General features: G+C 66.9%; 14 protein-coding genes. All 14 read left to right on the top strand.

Annotated features, from left to right (window positions below):
* The first annotated feature begins 77 nt into the window (after positions 1 to 77).
* The 14 genes from hppD to JI752_RS06090 all read left to right on the top strand — a co-directional run bounded on the left by hppD (position 78) and on the right by JI752_RS06090 (position 26511).
* On the top strand, positions 78 to 1172 hold the full coding sequence (gene hppD / locus JI752_RS06155) for a 4-hydroxyphenylpyruvate dioxygenase (protein WP_216960769.1): 1095 nt from the start codon (positions 78 to 80) through the stop codon (positions 1170 to 1172).
* 57 nt (positions 1173 to 1229) lie between these two features.
* Positions 1230 to 1628: a DUF559 domain-containing protein gene (locus JI752_RS06150; RefSeq protein WP_216960767.1), complete on the top strand. Its 399-nt coding sequence runs from the start codon at positions 1230 to 1232 to the stop codon at positions 1626 to 1628.
* 11 nt (positions 1629 to 1639) lie between these two features.
* Positions 1640 to 2941, top strand: coding sequence for a homogentisate 1,2-dioxygenase (gene hmgA / locus JI752_RS06145; RefSeq protein ID WP_216960764.1), 1302 nt, complete (start codon positions 1640 to 1642; stop codon positions 2939 to 2941).
* Between the two features lie 80 nt (positions 2942 to 3021).
* Positions 3022 to 3651: a hypothetical protein gene (locus JI752_RS06140; protein ID WP_216960762.1), complete on the top strand. Its 630-nt coding sequence runs from the start codon at positions 3022 to 3024 to the stop codon at positions 3649 to 3651.
* A gap of 70 nt (positions 3652 to 3721) precedes the next feature.
* Positions 3722 to 4675 carry a calcium/sodium antiporter gene (locus JI752_RS06135; protein WP_216960759.1) on the top strand — a complete coding sequence of 318 codons (954 nt, stop codon included), beginning with the start codon at positions 3722 to 3724 and terminating at the stop codon, positions 4673 to 4675.
* Between the two features lie 34 nt (positions 4676 to 4709).
* A complete protein-coding gene (gene nhaA / locus JI752_RS06130) occupies positions 4710 to 5939 on the top strand; it encodes a Na+/H+ antiporter NhaA (RefSeq protein WP_216960756.1) in 1230 nt (409 codons plus the stop codon).
* A gap of 3 nt (positions 5940 to 5942) precedes the next feature.
* Complete coding sequence (locus tag JI752_RS06125; protein ID WP_216960753.1) at positions 5943 to 6815, top strand: nucleoside-diphosphate sugar epimerase; 873 nt, start codon at positions 5943 to 5945, stop codon at positions 6813 to 6815.
* 330 nt (positions 6816 to 7145) lie between these two features.
* A complete protein-coding gene (locus JI752_RS06120; protein ID WP_216960751.1) occupies positions 7146 to 7298 on the top strand; it encodes a hypothetical protein in 153 nt (50 codons plus the stop codon).
* A 93-nt stretch (positions 7299 to 7391) separates the two neighbouring features.
* Positions 7392 to 11054, top strand: a complete 3663-nt coding sequence (locus JI752_RS06115) for a hypothetical protein (protein ID WP_216960748.1) — start codon at positions 7392 to 7394, stop codon at positions 11052 to 11054.
* Between the two features lie 146 nt (positions 11055 to 11200).
* Positions 11201 to 12745 carry a hypothetical protein gene (locus tag JI752_RS19420; protein ID WP_216960745.1) on the top strand — a complete coding sequence of 515 codons (1545 nt, stop codon included), beginning with the start codon at positions 11201 to 11203 and terminating at the stop codon, positions 12743 to 12745.
* Positions 12746 to 12818: 73 nt separating this feature from the next.
* Positions 12819 to 14366, top strand: a complete 1548-nt coding sequence (locus JI752_RS06105) for a hypothetical protein (protein ID WP_216960743.1) — start codon at positions 12819 to 12821, stop codon at positions 14364 to 14366.
* Between the two features lie 52 nt (positions 14367 to 14418).
* Positions 14419 to 20859: an Ig-like domain-containing protein gene (locus JI752_RS19415; protein ID WP_216960740.1), complete on the top strand. Its 6441-nt coding sequence runs from the start codon at positions 14419 to 14421 to the stop codon at positions 20857 to 20859.
* A complete protein-coding gene (locus JI752_RS06095; protein WP_216960735.1) occupies positions 20856 to 25859 on the top strand; it encodes an RHS repeat-associated core domain-containing protein in 5004 nt (1667 codons plus the stop codon). Before JI752_RS19415 ends, JI752_RS06095 begins: the two co-directional genes overlap by 4 nt.
* The gene (locus tag JI752_RS06090) at positions 25837 to 26511 is read left to right on the top strand and encodes a DUF4304 domain-containing protein (RefSeq protein WP_216960732.1); all 675 of its coding nucleotides are present in this window, start codon (positions 25837 to 25839) and stop codon (positions 26509 to 26511) included. Before JI752_RS06095 ends, JI752_RS06090 begins: the two co-directional genes overlap by 23 nt.
* Positions 26512 to 26621 lie beyond the last annotated feature (110 nt).

Here is a 26621-nt window from a genome sequence, read left to right as displayed (position 1 = left end):
TATAAAAGTCGTTTCCGAATTGGCCCGGGCCGGAAGTCCGTCCCCCATCAGCCGGGCCGCCATCAGAGAACAATGCCATGAATGCGCAGCCCAACCTCGGCATGCAGGTCACCACGTTCGAGAACCCGCTCGGCATCGACGGCTTCGAGTTCGTCGAGTTTGCCGCCCCGGCGGGTCAGGGCGAGGCCCTGCACGACTATTTCCGCAAGCTCGGCTTCACCGCCGTGCTGCGCCACAAGACCCGGCCGATCACGGTCTACCGCCAGGGTGGCGTGAACTTCCTGGTCAACGAGGACCCGGACAGCTTCGCGGCCGACTTCGCCGCCAAGCACGGCCCCAGCGCCTGCGGCTTCGCGATCCGCTTCAAGGAATCCGCGCAGAAGGTGTTCGACACCGTGGTCGGCAACGGCGGCGAAGCCATCACCGACAAGGCCGCCAGCCGCGCGGTCGCCGCGCCCGTGGTGAAGGGCATCGGCGACTGCATGCTGTACCTGGTCGACCGCTACGGCGACAACGGCTCCATCTACGAAGGCGACTACCTGCCGGTGCAGGGCGCCGAGGCGGATCCGAAGGGCTTCGGCCTGACCTTCATCGACCACCTCACGCACAACCTGTACTTCGGCAACATGCAGAAGTGGTCGGACTACTACGAGCGTCTGTTCAACTTCCGCGAGATCCGCTACTTCGACATCAAGGGCGTGAAGACGGGTCTGGTGTCCAAGGCGATGACCGCGCCGGACGGCATCGTGCGCATCCCGCTCAACGAGTCGAACGATCCCAAGTCGCAGATCAACGAATACCTCGACGCCTACAAGGGCGAGGGCATCCAGCACATCGCCTGCTTCACCGACAATATCTACGACACCGTCGAGGCGATGCGCGAGCAAGGCGTGGCGTTCCTCGACACGCCGGACACGTATTTCGACGTGGTCGACCAACGCGTGCCCAACCACGGCGAGGACGTGCCGCGCCTGCAGAAGAACAAGATCCTGATCGACGCCGATCCGGAAACCCACCAGCGCAAGCTGCTGCAGATCTTCACCCAGAACGCGATCGGCCCGATCTTCTTCGAGATCATCCAGCGCAAGGGCAACGAAGGCTTCGGCGAAGGCAACTTCCAGGCGCTGTTCGAGAGCATCGAGCGCGATCAGATGCGGCGCGGCGTGCTGTAAGTAAGTGCTTTGAAGCCCCTCTCCCGACGGGAGAGGGGTTGGGGTGAGGGGTGGAGCATGGAAGACCGTCAGAGGGCGAAATTGCCGACGGACACGTTGCGCAGGGCGCGATCCCTCCGAGCGTCGGCCACGGATGCCCAGCGCGTGATCTGGCGAGGGCTGCGAAACAACCAGCTTCCCGGTTTCAAGTTCCGGCGCCAGTATCCGATTCCTCCCTATGTCGTGGACTTCGTCTGCTTGACCGCGATGCTTGTCATCGAGCTTGACGGCTCGCAGCATTCGTACCAGACAGATTTGACCCGCACCCGTTTCATCGAATCGCAAGGCTTCACGGTGTTTCGCTTCTGGGACAACGAAGTGCTGCAGCAGACCGACGCTGTCATCGAAGCGATCTGGAACGCATGCCGCTCCGCCGCCCCTCACCCCAACCCCTCTCCCGATGGGAGAGGGGCTTAAAAGGCTCCGACATGACCATCACCAGCAACGGCTACCAATCCGGTTTCGGCAACGAGTTCGCGACGGAGGCGGTGGCCGGCGCGCTGCCGGTCGGGCGCAACTCGCCACAGCGCGTAGCGCACGGGCTCTATGCGGAACAGGTCTCGGGCACCGCGTTCACCGCGCCGCGCCATGCGAACCGCCGCAGCTGGTTGTATCGCATCCGCCCCGCCGCGATGCACGGCGCATTTGAAGCCTACGCGCAGGCGCATTTCCACAATGACTTCGGCGACGCGCCGGTCTCGCCCGACCAGCTGCGCTGGAGCCCGATGCCGATGCCCGCTGGCGGCGCGGATTTCGTCGACGGTCTGTTCACCATGGCCGGCAACGGTTCGCCCGCTGCGCAGGGCGGCGTGGGCATCCACCTGTATGCCGCCAATCGCGACATGCAGGGCCGCTGGTTCTACGACGCCGACGGCGAGCTGCTGATCGTGCCGCAGCAGGGCCGCCTGCACATCGAGACCGAACTGGGCGTGCTCGACGTGGAGCCGCAGGAAATCGCGGTGATCCCGCGCGGCATCCGCTTCGCGGTGACGCTGCCCGACGGCGAGGCGCGCGGCTACGTGTGCGAGAACTTCGGCGCGATGCTTCGCCTGCCGGACCTGGGGCCGATCGGCTCCAACGGGCTGGCGAACCCGCGTGATTTCCTCACGCCGAACGCGGCCTACGAAGATGTCGAAGGCGACTTCGAGCTGATCGCCAAATTCCAGGGCCACCTGTGGCGCGCGCACATCGGTCACTCGCCGATCGACGTGGTCGCCTGGCACGGCAACTACGCGCCGTCCAAGTACGACCTGCGCCACTTCAACACCATCGGATCGATCAGCTACGACCACCCCGATCCGTCGATCTTCCTCGTGCTGCATTCGCCCAGCGACACGGCGGGCACGAGCAACCTGGATTTCGTGATCTTCCCGCCGCGCTGGCTGGTCGCGCAGGACACGTTCCGCCCGCCGTGGTTCCACCGCAACATCGCCAGCGAGTTCATGGGCCTGGTGCACGGCGCCTATGACGCCAAGGCCGAAGGCTTCGTGCCGGGCGGTGCGTCGCTGCACAACTCCATGACCGGCCACGGTCCGGACGCGGCGACGTTCGAGAAGGCCAGTGCGGCCGATCTGTCCAAGCCGGACGTGGTCCAGGACACGATGGCCTTCATGTTCGAGACGCGCGCGGTGATCCGTCCGACGAAGCAGGCCCTCGATGCCGCGCATCGCCAGCGCGATTACCAGGCGTGCTGGGCCGGGCTGAAGAAGCACTTCGACGCGAAGGCCTGAGCGGGCGCGTTTGCGTTGCGTTAACGCGGTGCGGAGCTAGGCTGCCCGACCGGCCCGGTGCCGTGCATGGAGCGTGCGTGATGAGGGTGGCGACTGCGACGGCCTTGCTCCTGGTGCTGTCGGCCTGCGGTGACCGCGGGCCTGCACGCACGCCGGACGTCGCCACGCCCGCGCCGGCGGTGGAGCCGGCCTCGCAACCGTCCAGCGGAACGCCGCCGCCGCCGCCCGGCGCCGCCAACGGCGCCATGCCGGCCCCCGGTGTGATCGGCTTCGCGGGCTTCGGCCCCGCGCCGTTCGGCTCGACCGAAGAACAACTGCGCATGGCCTGGGGCCGTGAACTGGGCGGCATGAAGCCCGACACGCCGCAGGGCTGCTACTACCTCATGCCGCAACCGCGCACGCAACGCGGCTACCGCATCGCCTTCATGTTCGAAGACCAGCGCTTCGTGCGCATGGACGTCAACGCCGAGGACATCGAGGCGCCCGGCGGCGGGCGCGTGGGCATGAGCACGCAGCAGATCGAGCAACTGTACGCAGGGCACGTGCAGGTGCAGAACCACAAATACGTCGAGGGCGGGAAGTACCTGCGCGTTCCCAATCCGGACGGAGGCGCGGGCGTGGTGCTGTTCGAGACCGATGCGTCGGGCCGCGTCACCACGTGGCGAATCGGCGAGCCGCCGCAGGTGGACTATGTGGAAGGTTGCTCCTGAGACACGGTGCTGGGCGCGGCAGGGCGGCCCGGGCTTAGAATCGAGGGAGTGAGACGTGGAGGGGGACACGATGCTCGAGGCCATTGGCTGGTTCGTACTGGGGCTGGTGCTGCTGGCACTGGGGGGCGACTCGATCGTGAAGGGCGCGTCGGGGCTGGCCCAGCGCCTGGGGGCCTCGCCCTTCGTTGCCGGATTGGTGCTGGTCGCCTTCGGCACGTCGCTGCCGGAGCTGGCGGTCAACCTGCAGGCAGTCGTGCGCCATCAGCCCGCGCTGGCGCTGGGCAACGCGGTGGGCAGCAACGTCGCCAACTTCGGCCTGACGCTCGGCGCGGCCGCGCTGGTCGCGCCGCTGACCGTGCGCTGGCGCGCACTCTCGCCGCTGCTGCTGGTGTTGCTGCTCGGCACGCTGCTGACCATCGTGCTGGGTTTCGACGGCAGGCTGTCGCGGATCGAGGGCATGCTCCTGCTCGTGGCCTTCGTGGCGGTGGTGATGTTCGCCGCAGCGCGCACGCGTCGTGAATCGCCCGAATTGCAAGATGCGATCGCCGCCTTCGCACGCACCAGCACCGATCTGTGGCTCAACATCATCCGCTTCGCGATCGCGGCGGTGCTGCTCTACTTCGGCTCGCGCATGATCGTGCGCAGTGCACCGACGATCGGCGAGGGCATCGGCATGGCGCCACTGCTCACCGGCCTGCTGCCGGTGGCCATCGGCACCGCGCTGCCGGAAATGGCCGCCGCCATCTCCGCCGCGCGCAAGGGGCATGGCGACATCGTGGTGGGCCATGTGATCGGTTCGAGCCTGTTCAACCTGCTCGTGGTGATCGGCGGCATGGCGGCGATCGGAGGCTCCATGGCGCTGCCCGAATCGTTCGTGATGTTCGAACTGCCCGCGGCCGGCGTGTTCGCGCTGATGCTCTACCCGATGCTGCGCGGCGACCTGCACATTAGCAAGGGCGAGGGCGCGGGCCTGTTGATCGCGTTCTTCGCGTGGGTCGCGTTCGAACTGCTGACCATGTACTGACGGGGCCGCGCATCGCGGCCGATATACTGGGCCGATGACGCAGACCCTTCCTCCTTCCGCCTCCGGGCCGATCACACCGTCTCCGCGCGGCGTGCGCGCGCTGCGGGAGTTCTTCCGCCTGGAGGCGGCCGGCGGCATCGTCCTGATCGCCGCCGCGGTGTTGGCGATGGCCGCGGCCAACTCGCCGCTGTCGCCGGCGTACGAGGCGTTCCGGCAACTGCCCGTGGAAGTGCGCATCGGCGCGTTCGACATCGCCAAGCCGCTGTTGCTGTGGATCAACGACGGCCTGATGGCCGTGTTCTTCCTGCTGGTCGCGCTGGAGATCAAGCGCGAGGCGCTCAGCGGACAGCTCGCCAGTCGCTCGCAGCTGGTGTTGCCGATGGTGTGCGCGACCGCCGGTGTCGTCGTTCCGGCGTTGCTGTTCTTCGCGTTGAACCGCGGCGATGCGCAGGCGCTGCGCGGCTGGGGCGTGCCCACGGCGACGGACATCGCCTTCGCGCTCGGCGTGCTCGCGCTGCTCGGCTCGCGCGTGCCAACGGGCATGAAGCTGTTGCTGTCGACGATCGCGGTGGTCGACGATCTCATCGCCATCGTCATCATCGCGCTGTTCTATTCGCACGGATTGTCGACGACGGCGCTGGTGTGGGCGGCCGCGGCGATCGCCGGCATGTGGCTGCTCAATCGGCGTGGCGTCAGGCGCCTGGCGCCGTACCTGATGCTGGGCACGGTGCTGTGGGTGTGCGTGCTCAAGTCCGGAGTGCACGCGACGCTGGCCGGCGTGGTCACCGGGTTGATGGTGCCGCACGGTTCGCGCGAAGGCGTCGCGCGTTCACCGCTGGAGTCGCTAGAGCACGCGCTGCATCCGTGGGTCGCGTACGCGATCCTGCCGTTGTTCGCCTTCGTCAACGCAGGGCTCGTGCTGGAAGGCATGGCACTGGACGACGTGTTCGCACCGTTGCCGATGGGCGTGCTGCTTGGCCTGGTGGTCGGCAAGCCGGTGGGCATCGTCGGCGCGGCGATGCTGATGCGCGCGCTGGGCTGGGCGCGGTTCCCGGACGGCATGGGCTTGCGCGCGATGCTCGGCCTCGGGCTGATGTGCGGCATCGGTTTCACGATGAGCCTGTTCATCGCTTCGCTCGCCTATCGCGATCCGCACCTCTACGACGCGGCCGTGCTGGGCGTGTTGCTGGCCTCGCTCGTGTCGGCGCTCGCCGGCTGGATATGGTTGCGCATGACGCTGCCCCCGATGACAAGAGTGGACTGAACGATGCGGCATGCACTGGTGTTCGGCGCGACCGGACAGATCGGCTTTCCACTGCTGGGCATGCTCCTGGGCGATGGCTGGCGCGTCACGGCGCTCTCGCGCGGCATGCACACCGACGAGCCCGGCCTGCACTGGTTGCGCGGCGAACTCGACGCGATGCCGGCCGTGCCCGCACGCGTGGACGCCATCTTCAGTTGCGGGCCGCTGGACGGCTTCGCACAGTGGTTCGCGGGCAGCGCGATCGAGTGCCCGCGCGTGATCGCCTTCGGTTCCACCAGCGTGGAGGTGAAGCGCGGTTCGGCGGATGCGGCCGAGCGCGATGTCGCGCGTCGCCTGCGCGAAGGCGAGGAGCTCGTCCTGTCCACCGCGCACAAGCGCGATGCGGCGGCGACCTTGCTTCGGCCCACGCTCATTTACGGAGCCGGTCGCGATGCCACGCTCACACGCATCGCACAGCTTGCGCAGCGCTGGGGTTATTTCCCGCTGCCGCGCGGTGCGAACGGCCTGCGTCAGCCGGTGCATGCGGACGATCTTGCATCGGCGGCCTTTGCCTGCGCATCGCAGGCGGCCACACATGGACGTACCTACGCATTGCCGGGCGGCGAGACGCTGAGCTACCGCGACATGGTGGCGCGCGTGCTCGCCTCGCTGACGCCGCCGCCGAAGCTGGTCGAATTGCCTTCGCCGTTGTTCAGTGCCGCGCTGTTCGCCGCGCAGCTGAGCGGACGCGGCACCGGGCTCGGCGAAGCCGCGGTGCGCCGCATGCGCAGCGATCTCACGTTCGACATCGCACCGGCGCAGCGCGATTTCGGTTACGCGCCGCGCAGGTTCCATCCGCGTGCGCAGATGTTCCAGCCGCGACCCGAAGAAAGCTGACGGATCTGCGCCGCGTGCGTGTGCAAGCGCCCGCTGCCTCACAGGAATTGAAGGCCGAACGCGTTGCGATCTCGCACGCGTTGCTCGTTCGCATGCCGCCAGTGGCTGCTTCTTGGCGATGTCGGGAACGCGTACTGCATCGCCGCTGGCGGATGCAGTCCGTCGCGCGAGCGCGGCCGGATGGCTCGCGTTCCGAATTTGTGACGAGGATCATCCTGATCGTTTGCAGTGGATTGCAAAACCGATCGAGCCCTGTTTATGATCGGACCCGCAACGCCAGGGAAGGGGTTTCCGGGCGCATGCCGGAATAAACGGATTTAGGGGGAATGAATGGATTTTCAGCAGTCCGGCGCCCTCGGCGCCTGGTGTAGTGCGGCCTTGCGCTGGTCCCAGCGCCTCGATCAGGCCCGTATCGTCGCTTCCGAATACCACAGCATTCCGCTCGGCAACGAAGCGTCGCGTTCGCGCGCGCCTCGTCGCTGATCGCGCACTCGAGCCCAATCCACCATGCCGCTCTGTCCTGAGAGGCCAGGCTGCGCGCGTGCGCGTGCGTCCGGAACCCGTGACTTCGTCGAGATGACGCAAGGCGCGGGGCCGGCGCGTGCCGTTCCGCTCTGGCGACTGCTTGTGCTGCTCATGATGGCGACGCTGTCGCTCGCCTTCGCTCCGAACTCCCGCGCCGAGACGGCGGTGAGCGGTTCCATCGCCACCGATGCGCGCTGGACGCTTGCCAACAGTCCGTACGTGGTGTCGGGCAACCTGCTGGTGCAGAGCGCCGCGACGCTCACCATCGACGCGGGCGTAACGGTGTACATGGAAGCCGGTGCGAGCGTGAACGTGCAGGCGGGCAGCCTCCGCGCGCTCGGCACCGTGACGCAGCCGATCCGCGTGCTTTCCGTCAAGACACTGCGCGGACAGGCGCCGGCCGCCGGCGACTACGGCACCTGGACGTTCGGACCGGGCGCCACCGCCACCACGCGTCTTGAGCATGTACGTTTCGAGCACGGACGCGGCCTGGTGGTGAACGGTGCTTCGCCGGTGCTGAACTACCTGGACATCCGCAACAGCCAGGGCCCTGCGATCAGCATCGACCTGGCGGCTTCGCCCTCCGGTGTCGGCAACAAGGCCAGCGGAAACGATGTCAACGGCATCGAAGTGCCGGCCGGTGACATCGTCGGCAGCGTCAAGTGGAACCTGTCGGGCATTCCGTACGTGGTGCGTAGCGGCACCGTTTCGGTGGGCCGCTCGCCTGCGGTATCGCAGATCACGCCGGCCACCATCGAACAGGGACAGACCGTGTCCGTGGCGGTCGATGGCGTGCGCCTGGATGGCTTTGCGGCAGGGGCGGTCGACAACAGCGGCCTGACGGTGACGCCGATCAGCGGCGGCTCCTCGTCGCGCTTGAGCTTCCAGCTCAAGGCCAATGCCGATGCGGCGCTGGGGCCCGCCGCGCTGTCGCTGCGCGTGGACGCCGGCGAACTCGTGTTGCCCAATGCACTCACCGTGACGCCGCCGATCCCGGCGGTGACGCAGATCGTGCCCGCGACCGTGATCGCGGGCGTGGGCGTTTCGGAAATCGTCGTCACCGGGCGCAACTTCAGCGCGCAGTCGGAAGTGCTGGTCAACTCGGCCGGACTTCCGACGCAGTACGTAAGTGGCGGCGAACTGCGCGCCACGCTCCCGAACCAGAGCGCCGCCGCGGTGCTGCCGCTGCAGGTGCGCAATCCGCATCCGGCCGGCGGCAGTCCGCCGCTGCTGTCGAACTCGGTGAACCTCACCGTGCAGATGCCGGTGCCGCCGACGGTGAGTTTCGAACCGACGCCGATCGCGATGCCGCCGGACAACAAGGCGCACGACATCACGCTGCGTCTGTCCAAGGCGGATATCCGCGACCACACCATCAACTTCTCGGTGTCCGATCCGGCCAAGGCCACGGTCACTCCGGCATCGCTCACCATCGCCGCGGGCCAGCTCACCGCGCGCGTGACGATCACGCCGCTGGTGCAGGGTTCGGTCACGCTGATCGCGCAGTCGGCCACGCTGGGCAACAGCTCGACGCCGATCTTCATCACGCCTGATTTCCGTGGCATCAACACCAGTTACGCCCCGCCGGTGGGTGTCACCGTCGCCGGTGGTCCGGTGGGCGGCGAAACACGCGAGACCAAGCCCAACAGCCTCGTTGGCGTGGGCGTCGGTGCGGTGCTGGGCGACGTCGTTCCCAATGGCTGGACCGCGGGCACGACGCAGAACCTGCAGATCCTCGGCGCCGCGATCCCCGCAGGCTCGCTGGTTTCGATCGTGCCTGCGGACGGACTCACGCTGGGCGCCGCAACGGTGTCGCCGGATGGAACGTCCCTGAGCGTGCCGGTGACGACGACCGGCGATGCCGAGAGCGGCCCGAGGCGTGTGGTCGTGCGCGACAACAATGGTTCGCTGCTCGCGTTCGCCAACGCGGCCAGCGGGACCGTGTACCTGGCGGCGGGCCTGCCCAGGATCGACTCGATCTCGCCGATCACCGTCACCCGCAACTCGACGGTGTCCATGGTCGTGCGCGGTCGCAACCTGCGTGACGCGAAGCTGAGCGTCACGCCGGGCAGCGACATCGAGATCGACGCGCAGCCGGTGATCAATGCCGACGGCACGGAGCTGACGGCCATGGTGCATGTCGGTTCCACTGCCGCGCTGGGTTCGCGGGCCATGCAGGTGTCCAGCGTCACCGGCACCAGTCCGGCCGACGCCACCAGCGCCAACACGCTGCACGTGGTGGGCGCCATCGAGTCCACGTATGCGTGGACCGCGCCGCTGGTCGGCGTGAGCGTGGGCGAACGCGCACCGGATCCGCAGCAGATCGTGCCGGTGCTGATGCAGCACCTGGGCGTGGTCGTGGGCGCCAGCGCCACCGGCGTGACGCCGCGCACCGGCATCGTGGGTTCGACCGTCACGGTGAAGGTGCAGGGACAGGGATTGCAGGACGTCAACGCGGTGTCGTTCGTGCCGGCGACGGGACTCACGGTGGGCACGCCGACCGTCGCGGGCGATGGCAGCGAGCTGACCTTCCCGGTGACCGTGGCCGCCGACGCGGTGCTCGGCCTGCGCCGCCTGGTGCTCGCCACGCCGGCAGGCCCGATGGCCTTTGCCAACGTCAACGACGGTGCGTTCCTCGTGTCCACGCCGCCGCCGATGGTCGAATCCATCGCGCCGCAGGTGCTGACACTGGGCGGCACGGCGCAGACGCTGACCGTGCGTGGCCGTTACCTCGACAACGTGGTCGACGTGCGCTTCGTGCCGGCCGCGGGCATCACCGTGATCCGTCCGTTCACCGCGAGCGACGGCGGCAACACGCTGGCCTTCGCCGTGCAGGTGGACGCTGCGGCCACCACGGGCCCGCGCAAGTTGATCGTGACGACGGCCGCCGGCGATTCCGCTGCCGAAGCGTCGCCTGCGAACACGGTGGTGCTGGCCGCGCAGACCGGTCCTGCCTACCCGGCGATCATGTCGCCGGCGGTCGGAGTGCGCGTCGGCGCGGGCCAGAGCCAGACCTACGACGGTGCGTTGATCGCACCGACCGTGGGCGTGATGGTGATCGAAGAGCCGTTGCCGCCGCAGCCGGTCGACCTGATGCCGACCGCGAACACCGTCGGCCTGCTGGTGGGCAGTGTGGCGCGCGGCAAGTCGGCCGATGGCTGGCTGCAGGGCGTCTCCGACACGCTGCGCATCCATGGCGTCGATCTGGGACAGGTGACGTCGGTGGAAGCCGTGCCGAGCGCCGGCATCCTGTTCGGCACGGTGTCGGCCAATGCGTCGGGCACCGAACTCGATGTTCCGGTCAGCGTCGCGCAGGACGCGGCCCTGGGCTCGCGCCGCCTGCGCCTGCGCACGAGCAGCGGTGAGGTCGTCTGGCAGTCCGGCGCGTTGGCCTCGTTCGGCATCGGACGCGTGCCGTCGATGGATTCGGTTTCGCCGATCGTGCTCAACACGGGCGAGACCGTGACGTTGACCGTGCGTGGCCGCGACCTCGCCGGCGTCACTGGTGCGGTCTTCACTCCGGCCGACGGATTCACGCAGGTCGGCGCGCCGGTGTGGTCGCAGGACGCAACGGGCGAACAGTTGAAGGTCACCGTGCACATCGCCGCGGGCGCGACGACGGGGCAGCGCGTGCTGCAGCTGAAGGTGCCCGGTGGCGTGACGTCCGCGACACCGAGCGTGGCCAACACCCTCACCGTGGTGGCCGGCCCATGACCCTGCACCGTTCAAGCGCCCACGAATCCGGCGGCCCATGCGGCATGCGCGACGCGCATTGCCGCGATGCCCGGTCCGCGCCGCATGCCGCGGGCGACATCTCATCCCAGCACGACGCAACGCATACCCGTTCAAGGAGCTACACCATGAATCAGCCTCTCCGACTGCCGACGCGCGCATCGTTGGCGACTGCGCTCGTCGTGGCGCTCTTCGCGCCGACGTCCTGGGCCGCTTTCAACAGCGGAAGCACCGGCGCCGACGGGGTCCTGAATCCGACGGTCAACACCGAGATCGAGTTGCCGCCGTCGGGCATCCTCAACTACACGACGGTCAACATCCCGACCGGTGTCACCGTCAAGTTCAAGCGCAATGCCGCGAACACGCCGGTGTACATCCTGGCGTCGGGTGACGTGACCATCGCCGGCACGATCGACGTCCGCGGCGCGGATGCGAAGCACGCGGGCACCTACGGCGACGGCGCGCAGGGCGACGACGGCATTCCCGGCGAAGGCGGTCCCGGCGGCTTCGAAGGCGGACGCGGTGGACGCGACGACACGCAGCAGCGTGCGGCGATCATCCGCGGCGGTGGTGGCCTGGGGCCGGGTGGTGGTGCGGGTGGTGTCGAGGGAGCCGATGGCTGCAACGCCACCACGGGTCACTACAAGTACGCCGGCATTGGTGGTGCTTACGCGAGCAAGGCGCTCAAGGTCTACATGTATCACTGCACGATGACCACGCCCGCAGCCGACCCCTACGGCTCGGCGCTCATGCAGCCCATGGTGGGCGGCTCAGGCGGTGGTGGTGGGCGCGGCGGCACCAACTATCCCGGCTCGGGCGGCGGTGGCGGCGGTGGTGCCGTGCTGATCGCCTCCTCTGGAACATTGCGCGTCACCGGTAGCGTCGACGCGACCGGTGGCGACGGCGGTGGTGTCACCGGCACGGGCGTCGGCGGTCAGGGTGCGGGCGGTTCGGGCGGCGGCATCCGACTGATCGCCACGACGGTGGCCGGTACGGGCTCGCTTCTCGCTGCGGGCGGCTGCATCAACTACAACAATGCGCGACGCCAGCGATGCGGTGCCACCGGACGCAGCGACGAGTGGGGCGGCTCCGAAGGGCGCATCCGCATCGAAGGCGAGTCCATCACCTACAGCGGTACGTCCTCGCCGGCCTACGTTCGCGGCGAGATCGGCGCAGTGTTCCTCACCAGTGTGCCTTCGCTGCGCATTTCCTCCGTGGCCGGCCAGGCCGTGCCGGCGGTGCCGACCGGCACCAACGACGTGACGCTGCCGGCGTCCACGACAGGCCCGGTGGTGGTGGCGTTCGAAACCACCAACGTGCCGCTGGGCAACACGATCCAGTTGCGCGTCGTGCCCGCTTACGGCACGCCCAGCGCGGCGGTCAGTGGCGCGCTTGTCGGAAGCACCGCGGCGGCCACGGCCGACGCGTCGGTGACGCTGCCGCAGGGGCCCAGCGCATTGCAGGCCACGACGACCTACACGGTCACCGTCGCCTCGCTGCAGGACGAAGCGCTCAGCGAACGGTTGTCGCGCCTGGCGCAGAACGAACGCGTCGAGAAGGTCGAAGTGACCGTCGCGCTGGAAGGCGGTGCGCGCGCGAAGTTGATCACCGGCAGCGGACAGACGTTCGAGATGCCGTACGCCGCGCTGAGCGCGATCGGGTTCAAGGGCTGAGCAGACCATGGCCGAGATCACCACCCGACACCCGCAAGCCGCCGCATCGCATGCGCGTAACAGGAGCTACCCCATGAATCAGCAGTTCCGCGCGCCGACGCAGGCGTCGTTGGCGATGGCGCTCGTCGCGGCGCTCTTCGCGCCGACGGCATGGGCCGCGTTCGACAGCGGCAGCACCGGTGCCGACGGCGTGCTCAATCCGACGGCCAGCACCGAGATCCAGCTGCCGCCGTCGGGCATCCTCAACTACACCACCATCAACATTCCCGTCGGCGTCAGCGTCAAGTTCAAGCGCAATGCCGCCAACACGCCGGTGTACATCCTGGCCAGCGGTGATGTGACCATCGCCGGCACGATCGACGTGCGCGGCGAGGATGGAAAGCCGACCGGCACTTACGGCAATGGCGCCCAGGCCGATGACGCCTTGCCGGGCGAGGGTGGCCCGGGCGGCTTCCGCGGTGGTCGCGGCGGCGGCGGCGATGCGCAGCAACGCGTGGAGATCATCCGCGGTGGTGCCGGACTCGGGCCGGGCGGTGGTCCGGGCGGTATCGAAGGCGGCGACGGCTGCACGCCCGCGGGTGGCTACTACAAGTACGTCGGCACGGGCGGCGGCTACGCCAACAACGCCTACAAGTACTACACCACGCACCAGTGCGCCGCGAACTACGGTCCCGCGGGCCTCTCGTACGGCTCGACGCTGCTGCAGCCGCTGGTGGGTGGTTCCGGCGGCGGTGGTGGCCGGGGCGGCACCAACTATCCCGGTTCCGGCGGCGGCGGCGGTGGTGGCGCGATCCTGATCGCGTCGTCGGGCACGCTGAGGATTACCGGCAGCGTCGACGCGACGGGCGGCGATGGTGCAGGACATGGAGGCACCGGTGCCGGCGGTCAGGGCGCGGGCGGTTCCGGCGGCGCGATCCGACTGGTCGCAACCACCGTCGCAGGCAACGGCACGGTCTATGCGTCCGGCGGCTGCATCAACTACAACGGCAACCGGCGCCAGTACTGCGGCTACGACGGCAGGAGCGTCTACGGCGGCTCCGAAGGTCGCATCCGCATCGAAGGCGAATCGGTCACCTACAACGGCACGTCGCAGCCCACCTACGTGCGCGGCGACATCGGCCCGGTGTTCATCGCCAATGCGCCGGCGTTGCGTATTTCCTCCGTCGCCGGCCAGGCCGTCGCGGCGGTTCCCACGGGCACCAACGACGTGAACCTGCCGGACACCACGACCGGTCCGGTGGTGGTCGGATTCGAGACCACCAACGTGCCCGTCGGCAACACGGTGCAGTTGCGCATCGTGCCGGCGTCCGGAACGCCCAGCGAGGCGATCAGCCCCGCCATCACCGGAACCACGGCAGCGGGAACCGCGCAGGTCTCCGTGACGCTGCCACGTGGATCGAGCACGTTGCAGGCCACCACCACCTACACCGTCGTCATCGCCGCGCTGGAAGACGAAGCGCTGCGCGAGAAGCTCTCGCGACTTGCGCAGAACGAGCGCGTGGAAAAGGTGGAGGTGACCGTGGCGCTGCACGGCGGCGCGCGCGCGAGGCTCATCACCGACAGCGGCAAATCGTTCGACCTGCCTTACGAGGCATTGAGCGAGATCGGCTTCAAGGGTTGAAGCAACCGGCATCGGCAGCTGGAAACAACGCAGGCAGGGACGTGCGGTCACCATGAGTCAATCCGAACACACCAGCAGGAAGTTGCGTCGTGGTTCGCGGCGCGCCATCGGCACCGTGTGCATGGCCTTGTTGGCCTGCATGCCGTGGACGACCGGCGCCGCGGACCTCACGCTGGGCGACGGCGTGGTGGTGAAGTTCGGTGACGACGCGCAACTGGTCGTGCGCGACAAGCTTGCGGCCGGCAAGGGCGTGGCGCTGACCAGCGACAAGGACGACAGCGTCGGCGGACAGGCCGGCACCGGCCAGGGCGTTCCGGCCGCGGGCGACTGGCAGGGCGTGCGCATCGAGAAATCGGCGCAGGCCTTTGGCGCGCTCACGTTCGAGGACCTGCGCATCCGCTACGCCGGTGGCGACGAGGGCCGCGCCGCGTTCACGCTGCGCGGTGTGAGTCCGACGCTGAAATACCTGCAGGTGACGGACAACACGAACGGCCTGCGCCTGCTCGAAGGTGCGTCGCCCGCGATCACCGGCTCCAGCTTCTTGCGTAACGGCGTTGGCCTGGATGTGGAACGCAACAGCGCGCCCACGATCGGGTCCACGCAGTTCGCCGGCAATCGCGAACAGGCCGTCGTCAATCGCTGGCCGACGACGCCGGTCCAGGCAACCGGCAACTGGTGGGGACATTCGACCGGGCCGCGCGACGCCGCCGGCAATCCCGCCGGACAGGGCGACGCCGTTTCGGCCGGCGTGAACTACGCCAGCTTCCTCACGGCCGTGCCGCTCATCAATCCGACCGTGCGGCTTGCCGCGCCGGCGACGTACTTCGAACAGCGCCGCATCGCGCTGGAACTGTCGTGCGTGAATGCCACCGAGTTCCGCCTCGCCGAGAACAACGCGTTCACCGGCGTGGCCTTCCAGCCGCTCACCGACGGCCGCGCGAACGTGGAGTTCGACGTTTCCGCCGGCGACGGTCGCAAGACGCTGCACGCGCAGTTCCGCGATCCTACCGGCGCCGTCGTCACGGCGACGCTCGCCGGCGGCGTGCTCATCGACACGCAGCCGCCGCAGGTGGCCATCGCCAATCCCGCCGCGGGCAGCCTGATCAGCGAATCGGTCGACATCGAAGTCAACGCAAGCGACGTCTCCGGCGTTCGCCAGGTGCAGATCCTGCGCGACACGACGGTGCTCGCCACCGACACCACCGCGCCGTATGCGTACGCCTGGAACACCGACAGCGTGTCCGACGGCAACTACGTGCTCAAGGCGATCGCCACCGACGAAGCCGGCCGCGTGGCCGAACACAGCATCACCGTGACCGTCTCGCACGGCGCGCCGGTGCCGGACGTCGAAGGCCCGCAGCTGGGCAACATCAAGGCCAACGGCATCGCACTGGCCGATGGCATGACCTTCACTGGCAACAGCACGCTCGCCCTCACCGCGAGCGACCGCAGCGCGATTTCGCGCATCGAGTTGCTGCTCGACGGCGTGGTCGTCGCCACCGCGACGGGCACCAGCCAGTACACCGCGCTGCTCGACCTTGCCAATGTCGCCAACGGCGTGCATGCGCTGGCGCTGCGCGCGTTCGACTCGCTGGCCAACCAGAACACGGTGACGTATTCGATCACCGTCGCGCATGCGCCGCCTGCGGCGCCGACGCTGACGCAGCCCGCCAACGGCCTGGTCACGCGCAACGCGGCCCTGACCGTGTCCGGCAATGCGAAGGCGGGCAGCAGCGTGCAGGTGCTGATCAACGACGTCGCCGCGGGCGACGCCGTGACCGCCGGCAGCGATGGCCGCTTCGCCGCGCCGGTGACCCTGGTCCCGGGCGAGAACCAGCTGCGCGCCACCGCGACTGACCAGCACGGCACCAGCGCGCTGTCCGCAGTGGTGAGAGTGACGCTGGACGTGACCGTCCCGTCGGCGCCATCGGGCCTTGCGGCCGCGCCGATGACGGGCGGAAAGATCCGCCTGACCTGGGCCGCGGCCAGCGACACCAACGTCGTCGCGCACGAGATCTACCGCGCAGGCAACGAGTTCGCCGCCATCGGCGAAGCGCAGAAGCTGGTTCGACTCACCGCCTCGGCCATCGCCTACGAGGACGCACCGGCGGCGGACGGCCAGTACTTCTACCGCGTGGTCGCGGTGAATGCGGCCGGCACGCCGAGCGCGCCGACCAACATCGCCAACGCCACCATCGACCGCACGCCGCCGGCCGCCGAGCGCGTGGAATACACGCCGCAAGGTGCCTACGACGCCAACACCCAGACCTACGGCCAGGGCCGCGTGGACTTGCGCGTCACCGTGAGCGAGCCGCTCGTCGGCACGCCGTACTTCAGCATCGTGCCCGAAGGCGGCCTGCCGGTTCCGGTGGACCTGATCAAGCGCGACGACACGCATTACGAAGGCACGCTGACGCTGGCCTCCGGTGCGGGCAGCGGCGTGGCCAACGTGCTGTTCTCGGCGCGCGACCTGGTCGGCAACCGTGGCGTGGACGTGCGCGAGGGCGGTTCGCTGCGCATCGACACCGTCGGGCCGGAGCTGGTGCAGATCGCGCTGGATCCGCAGGCGCCGATCAAGGCCGATGCCGATCGCGAGATCACCGCGACGCTGAACTTCAGCGAGGCGCTGCCTGCCGGCAAGACACCGGTGGTGCGCTACCAGCTTTCCGGCAATGGCCGCACGCCGGTCGCGACCGGTGCGCCGGAGCGCATCGATGCACAGACCTGGCGCGTGCGCTTCGAGCTGCCGGCCGATGCCGGTCAGGCTTCGCCGGAACTGCTGAGCCTGAGCCACCAGTCCGAGGACGCACTGGGCAATACGTCCAGCCGCGTCACCGCCGCCAACGAAGCCCAGGTCTATCAGGGCGAGTTGCCGGCGCTGAACGTACCGCTCGGTGTCACCGCATCGGCGCTGCCGGCGGGCCAGGTGCGCCTGCAGTGGCAGGCGGTCGAAGGCGCGACGGCTTACCAGATCTACCGCCAGGCACCGGGCGAACCGGCGCTGGTCGAGCGCGTCCGTGCCACGCAGGCGCAGACGACCGACAGCACGACGATCGATGGCCTGTATCGCTACACCGTCGCATCGGTGCGCACCTCCAACGGCCAGGAAACGCTGAGCGGCCAGTCGTCCGTCGCGCAGGTCACCACCAGCCGCACCGCACCGGGCGCACCGCAGAACCTCGCGCTGAGCCTGATTCCGCAGGGCGTGCTGGCGACGTGGCAGCCGCCGGTCGGCACCGCGCCGGCAAGCTATCGCCTGTACCGCGCGGCGACGGCGACGATCACCTCGGTCGCCGGCCTGACGCCGCTCAAGCAGAACATCAAGACCACGCAGGTGGTGGATGCGGTGCCGTCGCAGGACGAACACGCCTACGTCGTGACCGCGCTCGACGCGGCCGGCAACGAATCGGCGATCTCCAACTCGGTCTACCTCAACTTCAGCCTGCTGCCGGTCAAGACGCTGCACGTCGATCAGCTCGGCACCGCATTGCCGGTGCTGGCCTGGACGCCGAACGGCAGCGGCGCGACGGGCTACGACGTCTACGTCGGTGAAGGCGAAGCGCGCTTCAAGCTCACGACGCAGCCGATCACCGCGACCACGCTCACCGACACCGGCTACACCGGCGGCGAGCGCCGCTACACGGTGGAAGCCGTCGACGCCAACGGCGTGCGCATGGCGCGCGAGATCCTCCTGCCGAACGCCTCGCTGCAGGTGGTCGGTGGCCTGCCGCTCAAGCGCAACGTGATGAACCGCCTCAACGTGCAGGTGACCAACCTGTCGTCGGCGGCGCTCAACGTGGCCAAGGTCGTGGCGAAGGTCGGTGCGCGCGAGTTCCGCTCGGAAGCCTTCGCCCTGGGCGGCAACGCCACCAAGGTGGTGCCGCTGGTGGTGGGCGGTTATCCGGACCTGCCGAATCCGGCCGCACTGACGCTGCTGCTGGAGAACGAAGCCAGCGAAGGCGAGCGCATGCGCATCGGCCGCGATCAGCAGGCGTCGGTGGTCGACAGCGCGCTCGTCGTCGGACTGGATGCGGAAGGCTTCACGCGCGGCGCCACCGGCAAGGTGCGCCTGACGGTGGAGAACACCTCCGACGTCGAAGTCGAACTGCTCACCGCGCGCAACTCCGGTCGCGACGCCTCCAACGAGCTTCGCCTGAAGCTGATGGACAACGACGGCAACCTGCTCAGCACAGTGCCGTACCGCCAGGCCACGGGCGCGGGCGTGATCACGCTGGCGCAGGGTCAGACGGTGGCGCGCATCGCACCGGGCCAGCGCTACGTGTCCGACGTGTTCCAGATGCCCGTGCCCGCAAGCGCGCCCGATCGCGTGCGCCTGAAGCTGGAGGTCGACAAGCTGCGTTACAGCACCGGCCAGGCCGAAGAAGTGGCGATCCCGGGCATGGGCAGCGAACGCGCGGTGGATCTGGTGGAAACGCCGTACTCCGGCGAGATCACCTCCGTCGATCCGGTGGTCTCCTTCGGCACCGGCGATATCACGATCCGCGGCCGCGCCGTCGATCGCGCCTCGCAGGCGCCGGTGCCCAACGCACCGTTGAAGATCGCGTTGAACCAGGAAGGCTTCGAGCGCCTGACCGACGTGATGACCGACGCGGAAGGCGGCTTCCGCTACGTCTTCAAGCCGACGCTGACCGACGCCGGTCGCTACCGCGTGGGCGCGATCCATCCGGACATGACCGACCGTCCGGAGCACGCCAGCTTCACGATCAACCGCATCCAGATCACGCCGACGCCGTTCAAGCTGACGGTGCCGCGCAACTACGCCTATCGCATCGACTTCCGCGCGCGTTCGGGCACCGGTTCGCAGGCCAGCAACCTGCGCGTGATCTACGCGCCGGAATACCAGCCCAGTGGCACGCTGGCGGCGGGCATCAAGGTGCTGCTGCCGGATCCGATCAGCATCGCGCCCAAGCAGGACCTTTCCCTGCCGGTGAGCGTGTCGGGCGACAACACGACCGCGCCGAGCGGGCGCGTGGTGCTGGCGGTGGTGAGCGATGGCTCCGGCGCGACGCCGCTGGCGCTGCTCAACGTCGACTACACGCTGACCGAGGCCAAGCCGGCGCTGTACGCCACGCCGAACTACGTCGAAGCGGGCCTTGCGCGCGGACAGACGGCGCTCGAGCAGGTCGTGTTCGAGAACAAGGGCTTCGTCGCGATGAGCGAGGTGGTCGTGGACCTGCTCGACAAGAGCGGCAACGCGGCGCCGGCCTGGATCACGCTGGCCTCGGGCCGCGCGCTGGGCAGTATCGGCGTCGGCGAGAAGCGCACGGTCGACGTCAACGTCGCACCGGACGCCAACGTCGCCGAAGGCATCCACGAGTTCGTGCTGCGAGTCTCCGGCGCCAACCTGCCGGCCGAGACCGTCAACGTGTTCGTCTCGGTCACGCAGTCGGGCATCGGCAGCCTGCTGTTCAAGGCGTCCGACATCTACACCGCCACGCGCGACAAGAACGGCAACCTGATCCCGGGCCTGGCGGGCGCGCGCATCTTCCTGCAGAACGAGGCGGTGGTCAGCCAGAGCTTCGAACTGCGGACGGACGCCTACGGCGAGGCCTATTTCCAGAACCTGCCGGCCGGCAGCTACCGCTTCAAGGCCAGCGCGCAGAACCACCAGGAAGCCGGCGGCCGCGTCTCGGTCAAGCCGGGCCTGACGGTGAACCAGTCGGTGTTCCTGGAATACAGCCTGATCCAGGTCGAATGGTCGGTGCGCGAAATCACCATCGAGGACCGTTACGAGATCACGCTCAACGCGACGTTTGAAACCGACGTTCCCGCGCCGGTGGTGGTCATGCAGCCCACCAGCATCAACCTGCCGAAGATGGCGCCGGGCGAAGTGTTCCAGGGCGAGCTGGTGCTGACCAACTATGGCCTGATTCGCGCCGACAACGTGGTGGCTCGCCCGCCGGGCGCCGATCAGTACTACCGCTTCGAGTTCCTGGTGCAGCCGCCGACGAGCCTGGAAGCCAAGCAGCGCGTGCGTCTGCCGTATCGCGTGATCGCGCTGCGTCCGTATGGCTACTACGGTGGCGGTGCCGGCGGTGGTGGCGACGGCGGTGGTGGAGACGACGGCGGCGACGATGGCGGCTCTGGTGGTGGCGACGGCCCCGGCGGCATCGATGCTGGAACCGGCACCGGCGGCAACGGCTCGAGCACCGCCCCGGGCGGCAGCGTCAGCGGCACACCGGGTTGCTACACCTACACAGTCCGCTATCCGGTGAGCTGTCGCTACGTCTGCGCCAACGGCGTGATGAGTGAGAACTGCGGTTCCGCCGCCAACTGGTTCTACGTCGACCGCAGCGCATGCCCGGTGGGAACGCCTGCGCCAAGCCCGGGCGGAGGCGGTGTGGGCGGCGGTGGTTGGGGTGGCTCCGGTGGCCCGGGTTACGGCGGCATACCGGGCGTACCGCTGTGCGCCAAGGGCTCCGGCGATTGCGACAACCCCGGTGGCAACGACGACAAGGAGGGCGGCGAATGATGCCGCCCCGCTGGATGCAGACGCCCGCGCGTGGGCGCGAACGAACGATGGAAGGGAAAGAAGGGATGCTCACGAATCTGGGCCGCAAGTTGCTGGCGACGCTGGTGTTGTTTGTCGCGACGTTCAGCGCTCATGCGCAGACGCAGTTCCCGCTTGGCAGCAATGGCTGGATGGGGCTTGGCAATCGCAACGGCGATTTCTTCATTGAGCAGGACGACCTGAGCGTGAAGGTGCCCGGCGGCTACGTGCGCATCAACCGCGACTACGACGGCAAGCAGTGGGTGTTCAATCGCCAATGGTCGGGCCTGGGGCGTCCTTCGTACAACAAGGCGATGTACCCCTCGATGGGCGCCTTCTTCAGTTGCACGGTGGTCGACGGCGTCAGCAGTTGCGATAACACCGCCAGTTCAGGCAGTGCCATCGCCATCGGCAATCCGGAGAACGAAGTCCAGCAGACGCGCATTCCGAACGATCCGTTCTTCGGGCGCGATCTGGAGGGACGGCCGGTGCCCGACCCCCACGCCGCCGAGTTCGTTGCACGCAATGGTGTGGGTTTCAGCCGCAGTACCGACGGCACTTCGTGGGTGAGCAGCAAGCATCCGCGCTTCGTCGTGCGTCCGCAGTCGGTGCCGGTGTTGCCGGCGAGCAATGGTGCCGACGCGCATCCTGCGCCCGGAAAGCCCGGGGCCGGCGGTACGCCCACCACCCTGGTCAACGGTTTCCGGTGGATCGACCGCAGCGGATCCTGGATCGAATACGACAACATCGGCCGCATCACCAGCTACGGCGATCGAAACAACGTCAGGGTGTGGTTCCAGTACGGCAGCCACGGACAGGTCGAGCGGATCCTGGACGACAACGGTCGTACCGTCTTCACGTTGCTGTACTCCAACGGCAGCGCGGACTTCATTACCGAAGTGCGCGACCACACGCCGCTGGACGGCAGCATCCGTCGCGTGAAGTACCAGTACGACGGCGACGGCCGCCTTCGTAATGTCGTCGACGCGCGCGGCAACACGACTTCGTTCGACTACGGCTCGCTCGATTCGCCGGCCTACGACTACAACGGATCGTTCGGTGCGCCAGATAGCGGCGGGTCCGGCGCGCCCATCGGTGCACGCGCCTCAAGCGCGGCGATGCTGCTCGTCGACACGCGCCGCAAGGTCACCAAGGTGACCGACGCAGAAGGTCGCGTCACCGAGATCGGATATGGGGTCACCGCGCGCATGGGCCGAGTCAAGGCGCCCGACGGAGGCCTCACGGAGTTCGACTACGGCTACGACAAGCTGAAGAAAGAGTTCAGCATCACGGTCAGGTACCCCCAGACTGAGGGCGGCCGCAAGATCGAGACCTTCCGTTTCGACCAGGAAGGTCGCCCTGTCACTCGCGAGGCCAATGGCAAAGCGCTGATGACCTCGACGGGAAGCGGCCGCTCGATAACCTACATCGATGAGCGCAACGGCAGTACGCAGATCCAGCGGGACAACTTCGACGAAGTTACCCGGATCGCGTACGCCGACGGGACTTCGAAGAGCTACGCCTATGAGGCGGGCTCCACCGACGTCCGTGAATTCACCGACGAAGCCGGCACGATCTGGCGCAACCGCTGGGACGGTCGCGGCAATCTGCTCGACGTCAAGGCAGCCGCAGGTCGACCGGAAGAGCAGGTCACAGAGTACGTCTACAACGCGCGAGGCGAAGCCGAGCTGATCCGGCGCAAGGGCGGATCGAATCCTGACGGGTCTACCGACGTCGACACCGAAGTGCGCATGACGCGCGACGATAACGGCAATGTCAGCGAAGTGCTCGATGGTGAGGGAAAGCGGTGGACGTATGAGTACGACAGCCAAGGCAACCTGACCAAGGCGACGAATCCGCTTAATCATCAGTGGGCGTATACCTACGACGTCCACGGCAACCTGTTGACGGAGACGGACCCGAACCAACACACGGTCACCTACACATATGACCGAACGGACCTTCCGCTGACCATCACCGACGCGCGGGGAAAGATCACGCGAATCGGTTATGACGCCGCCGGGCGCGAATCCAGCATCGCCAACCACTATGGCGAGACATACAGCGATCGCTTCGATGTTGCGGGTCGCCTCTCCGCATCGAGCGACCCGATCGGGCAGACCGCGGGGTTCTCATATGACGCGTTCGGGCGGCTGACAAAGCTCAAAGATGGCGAGAACTACGAGACGCTGCTCGATTATGTCGAGGGCGATGGCGCCGATCGGGGTGGACGGCAACCGGGAAAGATCACGTATCCCACCTTTCAGAGGCTGTTTCGATACGACGACCGGAAGCGACCCTCGCTGCAGACCGAGGTGCTTCCAGACGACTCTCTGACCATCGGTTGGACCTATGACGCTGTTGGTCGCGTCCGGACGCAAACCGACCCCAATGGGCACACCCGGTCGTTCGAGTATGACGGGCTCGGTCGAATGGTGTCGGCGATCAGTGAAATCGGCGCGACGGTTAAGTTCGGGTATGACCATCGCAACAACTTGGTGAGCTTCACTAACCCGAGGCAGAAGGTCACACGGATGGCCTACGACGGCCGTGGCCTTCTGGTTAGCGAAACCAACGCGCTCGACCAGACGACTCGCTACGTCTACGACGATGCCGGAAACCTGGTCGAGATGCATCGCCCCAACGGTGTCACGGTCAAGTATCAGCATGATGCAGCACAACGTCTTGAGCAAAGCCAAGCGTTTGGCACTGACGGTTCATTGCAAGGGGCGCACTCCTATCAATGGGATGCAGCCGGAAACCTGAGCGGCTGGACGACGGGCCGTGCCAGCAGCGTTCTGGAATATGACGACGCGGACCGCCTGCTCGGCGAGACAGTTCAGGTCGATGGGGTAAGCCTTAGCCGTCGTTACACCTACTACGCGAACGACCAGGTAAAGACCTACACAGGCCCGGACGGGATCACGCTGACGTACTCGTACGACAAGAACGACCAGCTGAGCCGGGTCGAGATTCCTGGCGAGGGGTCGATCAGTGTCACCGAGTGGAGCTGGCTCGCGCCGAAGAAAGTAGTGCTGCCCGGTGGCACGGTTCAAGAGATGGAGCGGGATGGGCTTCTCGGTCTCACGCGGCTGCGCGTGAAGAGTCCGAGTCAGGCCACTTTGTTCGAGCTGGAAAATCGATTCGGAAAGCTGCGTGAGCTGGGCAGTCGAGAGACAGACGGCAAGATCACGCAGTTCGAGTACGACGAGGCCGTTCGCCTGGTCAAGACTGATGCGCAGTTCATCGGGGGGGGCAGCGAGACGTATGTCATAGACAAGGCCGGTAATCGTGAGCAACAAAGCACGATATCGGGCACTTGGGAGTACGACGACGCCAATCGTCTCCAGCGCCGCGGTGATGTCAGCTATGACTACGACAGCGCCGGCAATCTCATCCGGAAGGTCGATGCGCGGCTGAGTGAGCCATTCCGGACAACCCGCTATGTCTACGATGGCTTCAACCGCCTGGTCGAAGTTCGCGACGGCGCCAATGCACTGGTCGCCACTTACGCGTACGACCCCTTCGACAATCGCCTGGCAAAGGAGGTGTTTGTCGATCGAGCCGGCTCGATCCCGGGTAAGACGCTTTTCCTTCAGGCAGAGGAAGGCCTGCTTGCCGAAGTGGCTGCAGATGGCAGCGTCATTCGCGGCTACGGATGGGATCCGAGTGGCACTTATTCGACCTATCCGCTGTTTCAGCGGGCCGACGGCGACTACTACTACTACCATAACGACCACCTTGGCACGCCCTGGCGCGTCACCAACCGTGAAGGCGGAATCGTATGGTCCGCCAACGACTACACCGCATTCGGTACGGCGAAGATCGCGGCAGGAGCCCAGATCACGCAGCCGTGGCGTTTTCCGGGGCAATACTTCGATGCCGAGACTTCGCTGCATTACAACCAGCGACGCTATTACGAGGCTGAGGTTGGTCGTTACATCACTGAGGATCCCATCGGGTTCGATGGCGGTCCGAACTTCTATGCATACACAGGGCACTCGCCAACCAATCGGATCGACCCGACGGGCGAGGCGTTCATGCTGGTGCCGATTGGCTGGAACGCGGCAAGGGCCGCGGCCGGGCGGTACGCTACCTGCCTGGTCGAATGTGCCGTCGTGGATGGCGTTTCGGACCTGATCAACAACCCCTGCGACATCGATGTAACGGACTGCCTCAAGGATTGCCTCTGGAGCCTGGTTCCGATTCCGTGCAAGAAGCTCGCTGCGCTTTGGGGTGGTGTGCAGGGTCTATGGAACAGTCTGTTCAACAGTTTCCCCGGCGCCACCGAAGTCGCGACGCCCGGAGGGCTGAGGCGGATCGAGGACCTGCGGCCAGGGGACAAAGTCCTGGCCTACTCGGAATGGGCGGAAGAGACACAGGTTGAGGAAGTCACCAACCTGATCCTGTCGCATCACGAGCAGACGATCGTGACGCTGTGGTTGAGCTCGGGTAAGCAACTTGAAGTGACGGGCGGTCACCCGTTGCATACTCCCGACGGCTGGCGCGCAGCTCAGCTGCTGCTGGCGGGAGGGCAGCTCGATGTGAAGGGGCCAGACGGCAAGCTGGCCACTGTCGGGATACTGCGCGTAGAACAGCGGAAAGAGACGGTTGCGGTCTACAACCTGGAAGTAGCCGATTCCCACACGTTCTACGTTGGCGAAGATGGAGTCCTTGCACATAACGTAATGTGCAAGGGCAAGGGCTCGCGGAATCCGAAGGTTCGGGATGCCGCGGCAAACGGTCGGCAGAAGCACCGCGAGTTCGCCGACAAGGTTAAAGCCAAGGAAGGATGGCAGTCTGAGCCGCAGCATTTGGTCGATCCGAAGACCGGAAAGAAGGTTGTTCCCGATGCACTGGACAGGTCCGGTCGGCCTATCGAACTCAAGCCGAACACGCCTAGTGGCCGTCGAGCTGGACGGCAGCAACTTGACGCATACGAACGTGCGACCGGCAAGCGTGGACGAGTTGTTTACTACTGATATGAATCTCGATACCAGGTTTGATCAAATTATTAAGGCCGGAATCACTCCGGTCCTGGCTGTGCATGGTTTCAAGAAGCGGCGCTATGTGTATGAGCGGAAGGAAGGCTGCATTTCGTACATAGTCGACTTACAGCGCAGTCAATGGAGCAATGCGTCCGCCCTGGATTTCACGATGAACTGTGGAGTCCATATCCCGGGTGTGATCTCCATGTTTGCCAACCGCCCAGACCCAAAGAATCCGAAGATCGTTGACTGCTGCGTAGGAAGCCGTCTGGGCATGTTGAGCCCGGACCACAAGGACAAGTGGTGGAGCGTGACCGCCGAGGATTCGGGCCATGCGCCCGATGACCGCTTGAGCGAGGACCTGCGCGCTGCTATCGAGGGCCTGGCTCTTCCGTTCCTTCGCCTGTTTCCCTCGCAGTTGGCGGTCGCGGAGTTCCTCTCGGACGTTCCTCGCGAATACCGCCAGGTGTTTCCCATGCATGAGGCTCAGCGACTCGCTTACGCGGCGATCATTTTCAGAATGGTCGGCGACTCCAAGGCTGGGTCGGCATTGGAGTCGGCCGTTGCGCTTGCGGCGGGGTCTCCGCTCGAGTCCACGTTAGCCACATTGGAAGAGTCAATGAGATCCGGACGTTCAGGGGGATAGCCGGCTTTTTGGGGCGACTTCACCAAGACGCTGACAGGCACAGGGACTCGGCGGGGATGAGGTGTGTCGCCGGTGAAGACGGTGTCAGAGGCAACTCGGCGGGATGGAAG

It is taken from the genome of Lysobacter sp. MMG2 (assembly GCF_016735495.2).
Lineage (GTDB): Bacteria > Pseudomonadota > Gammaproteobacteria > Xanthomonadales > Xanthomonadaceae > Lysobacter_J.
This window is presented reverse-complemented; position numbering and strand designations above follow the sequence as displayed.

What these genes read in the sequence shown, in the direction of transcription:
- JI752_RS06125 (WP_216960753.1), top strand. Translation starts at nt 5,943, where the DNA reads ATGCGGCATGCACTGGTGTTCGGCGCGACCGGACAGATCGGCTTTCCA.
- JI752_RS06115 (WP_216960748.1), top strand. Translation starts at nt 7,392, where the DNA reads ATGACGCAAGGCGCGGGGCCGGCGCGTGCCGTTCCGCTCTGGCGACTG.
- JI752_RS19420 (WP_216960745.1), top strand. Translation starts at nt 11,201, where the DNA reads ATGAATCAGCCTCTCCGACTGCCGACGCGCGCATCGTTGGCGACTGCG.
- JI752_RS06120 (WP_216960751.1), top strand. Translation starts at nt 7,146, where the DNA reads ATGGATTTTCAGCAGTCCGGCGCCCTCGGCGCCTGGTGTAGTGCGGCC.
- hmgA (WP_216960764.1), top strand. Translation starts at nt 1,640, where the DNA reads ATGACCATCACCAGCAACGGCTACCAATCCGGTTTCGGCAACGAGTTC.
- JI752_RS19415 (WP_216960740.1), top strand. Translation starts at nt 14,419, where the DNA reads ATGAGTCAATCCGAACACACCAGCAGGAAGTTGCGTCGTGGTTCGCGG.
- JI752_RS06095 (WP_216960735.1), top strand. Translation starts at nt 20,856, where the DNA reads ATGATGCCGCCCCGCTGGATGCAGACGCCCGCGCGTGGGCGCGAACGA.
- hppD (WP_216960769.1), top strand. Translation starts at nt 78, where the DNA reads ATGAATGCGCAGCCCAACCTCGGCATGCAGGTCACCACGTTCGAGAAC.
- JI752_RS06140 (WP_216960762.1), top strand. Translation starts at nt 3,022, where the DNA reads ATGAGGGTGGCGACTGCGACGGCCTTGCTCCTGGTGCTGTCGGCCTGC.
- JI752_RS06105 (WP_216960743.1), top strand. Translation starts at nt 12,819, where the DNA reads ATGAATCAGCAGTTCCGCGCGCCGACGCAGGCGTCGTTGGCGATGGCG.
- JI752_RS06150 (WP_216960767.1), top strand. Translation starts at nt 1,230, where the DNA reads ATGGAAGACCGTCAGAGGGCGAAATTGCCGACGGACACGTTGCGCAGG.
- JI752_RS06135 (WP_216960759.1), top strand. Translation starts at nt 3,722, where the DNA reads ATGCTCGAGGCCATTGGCTGGTTCGTACTGGGGCTGGTGCTGCTGGCA.
- nhaA (WP_216960756.1), top strand. Translation starts at nt 4,710, where the DNA reads ATGACGCAGACCCTTCCTCCTTCCGCCTCCGGGCCGATCACACCGTCT.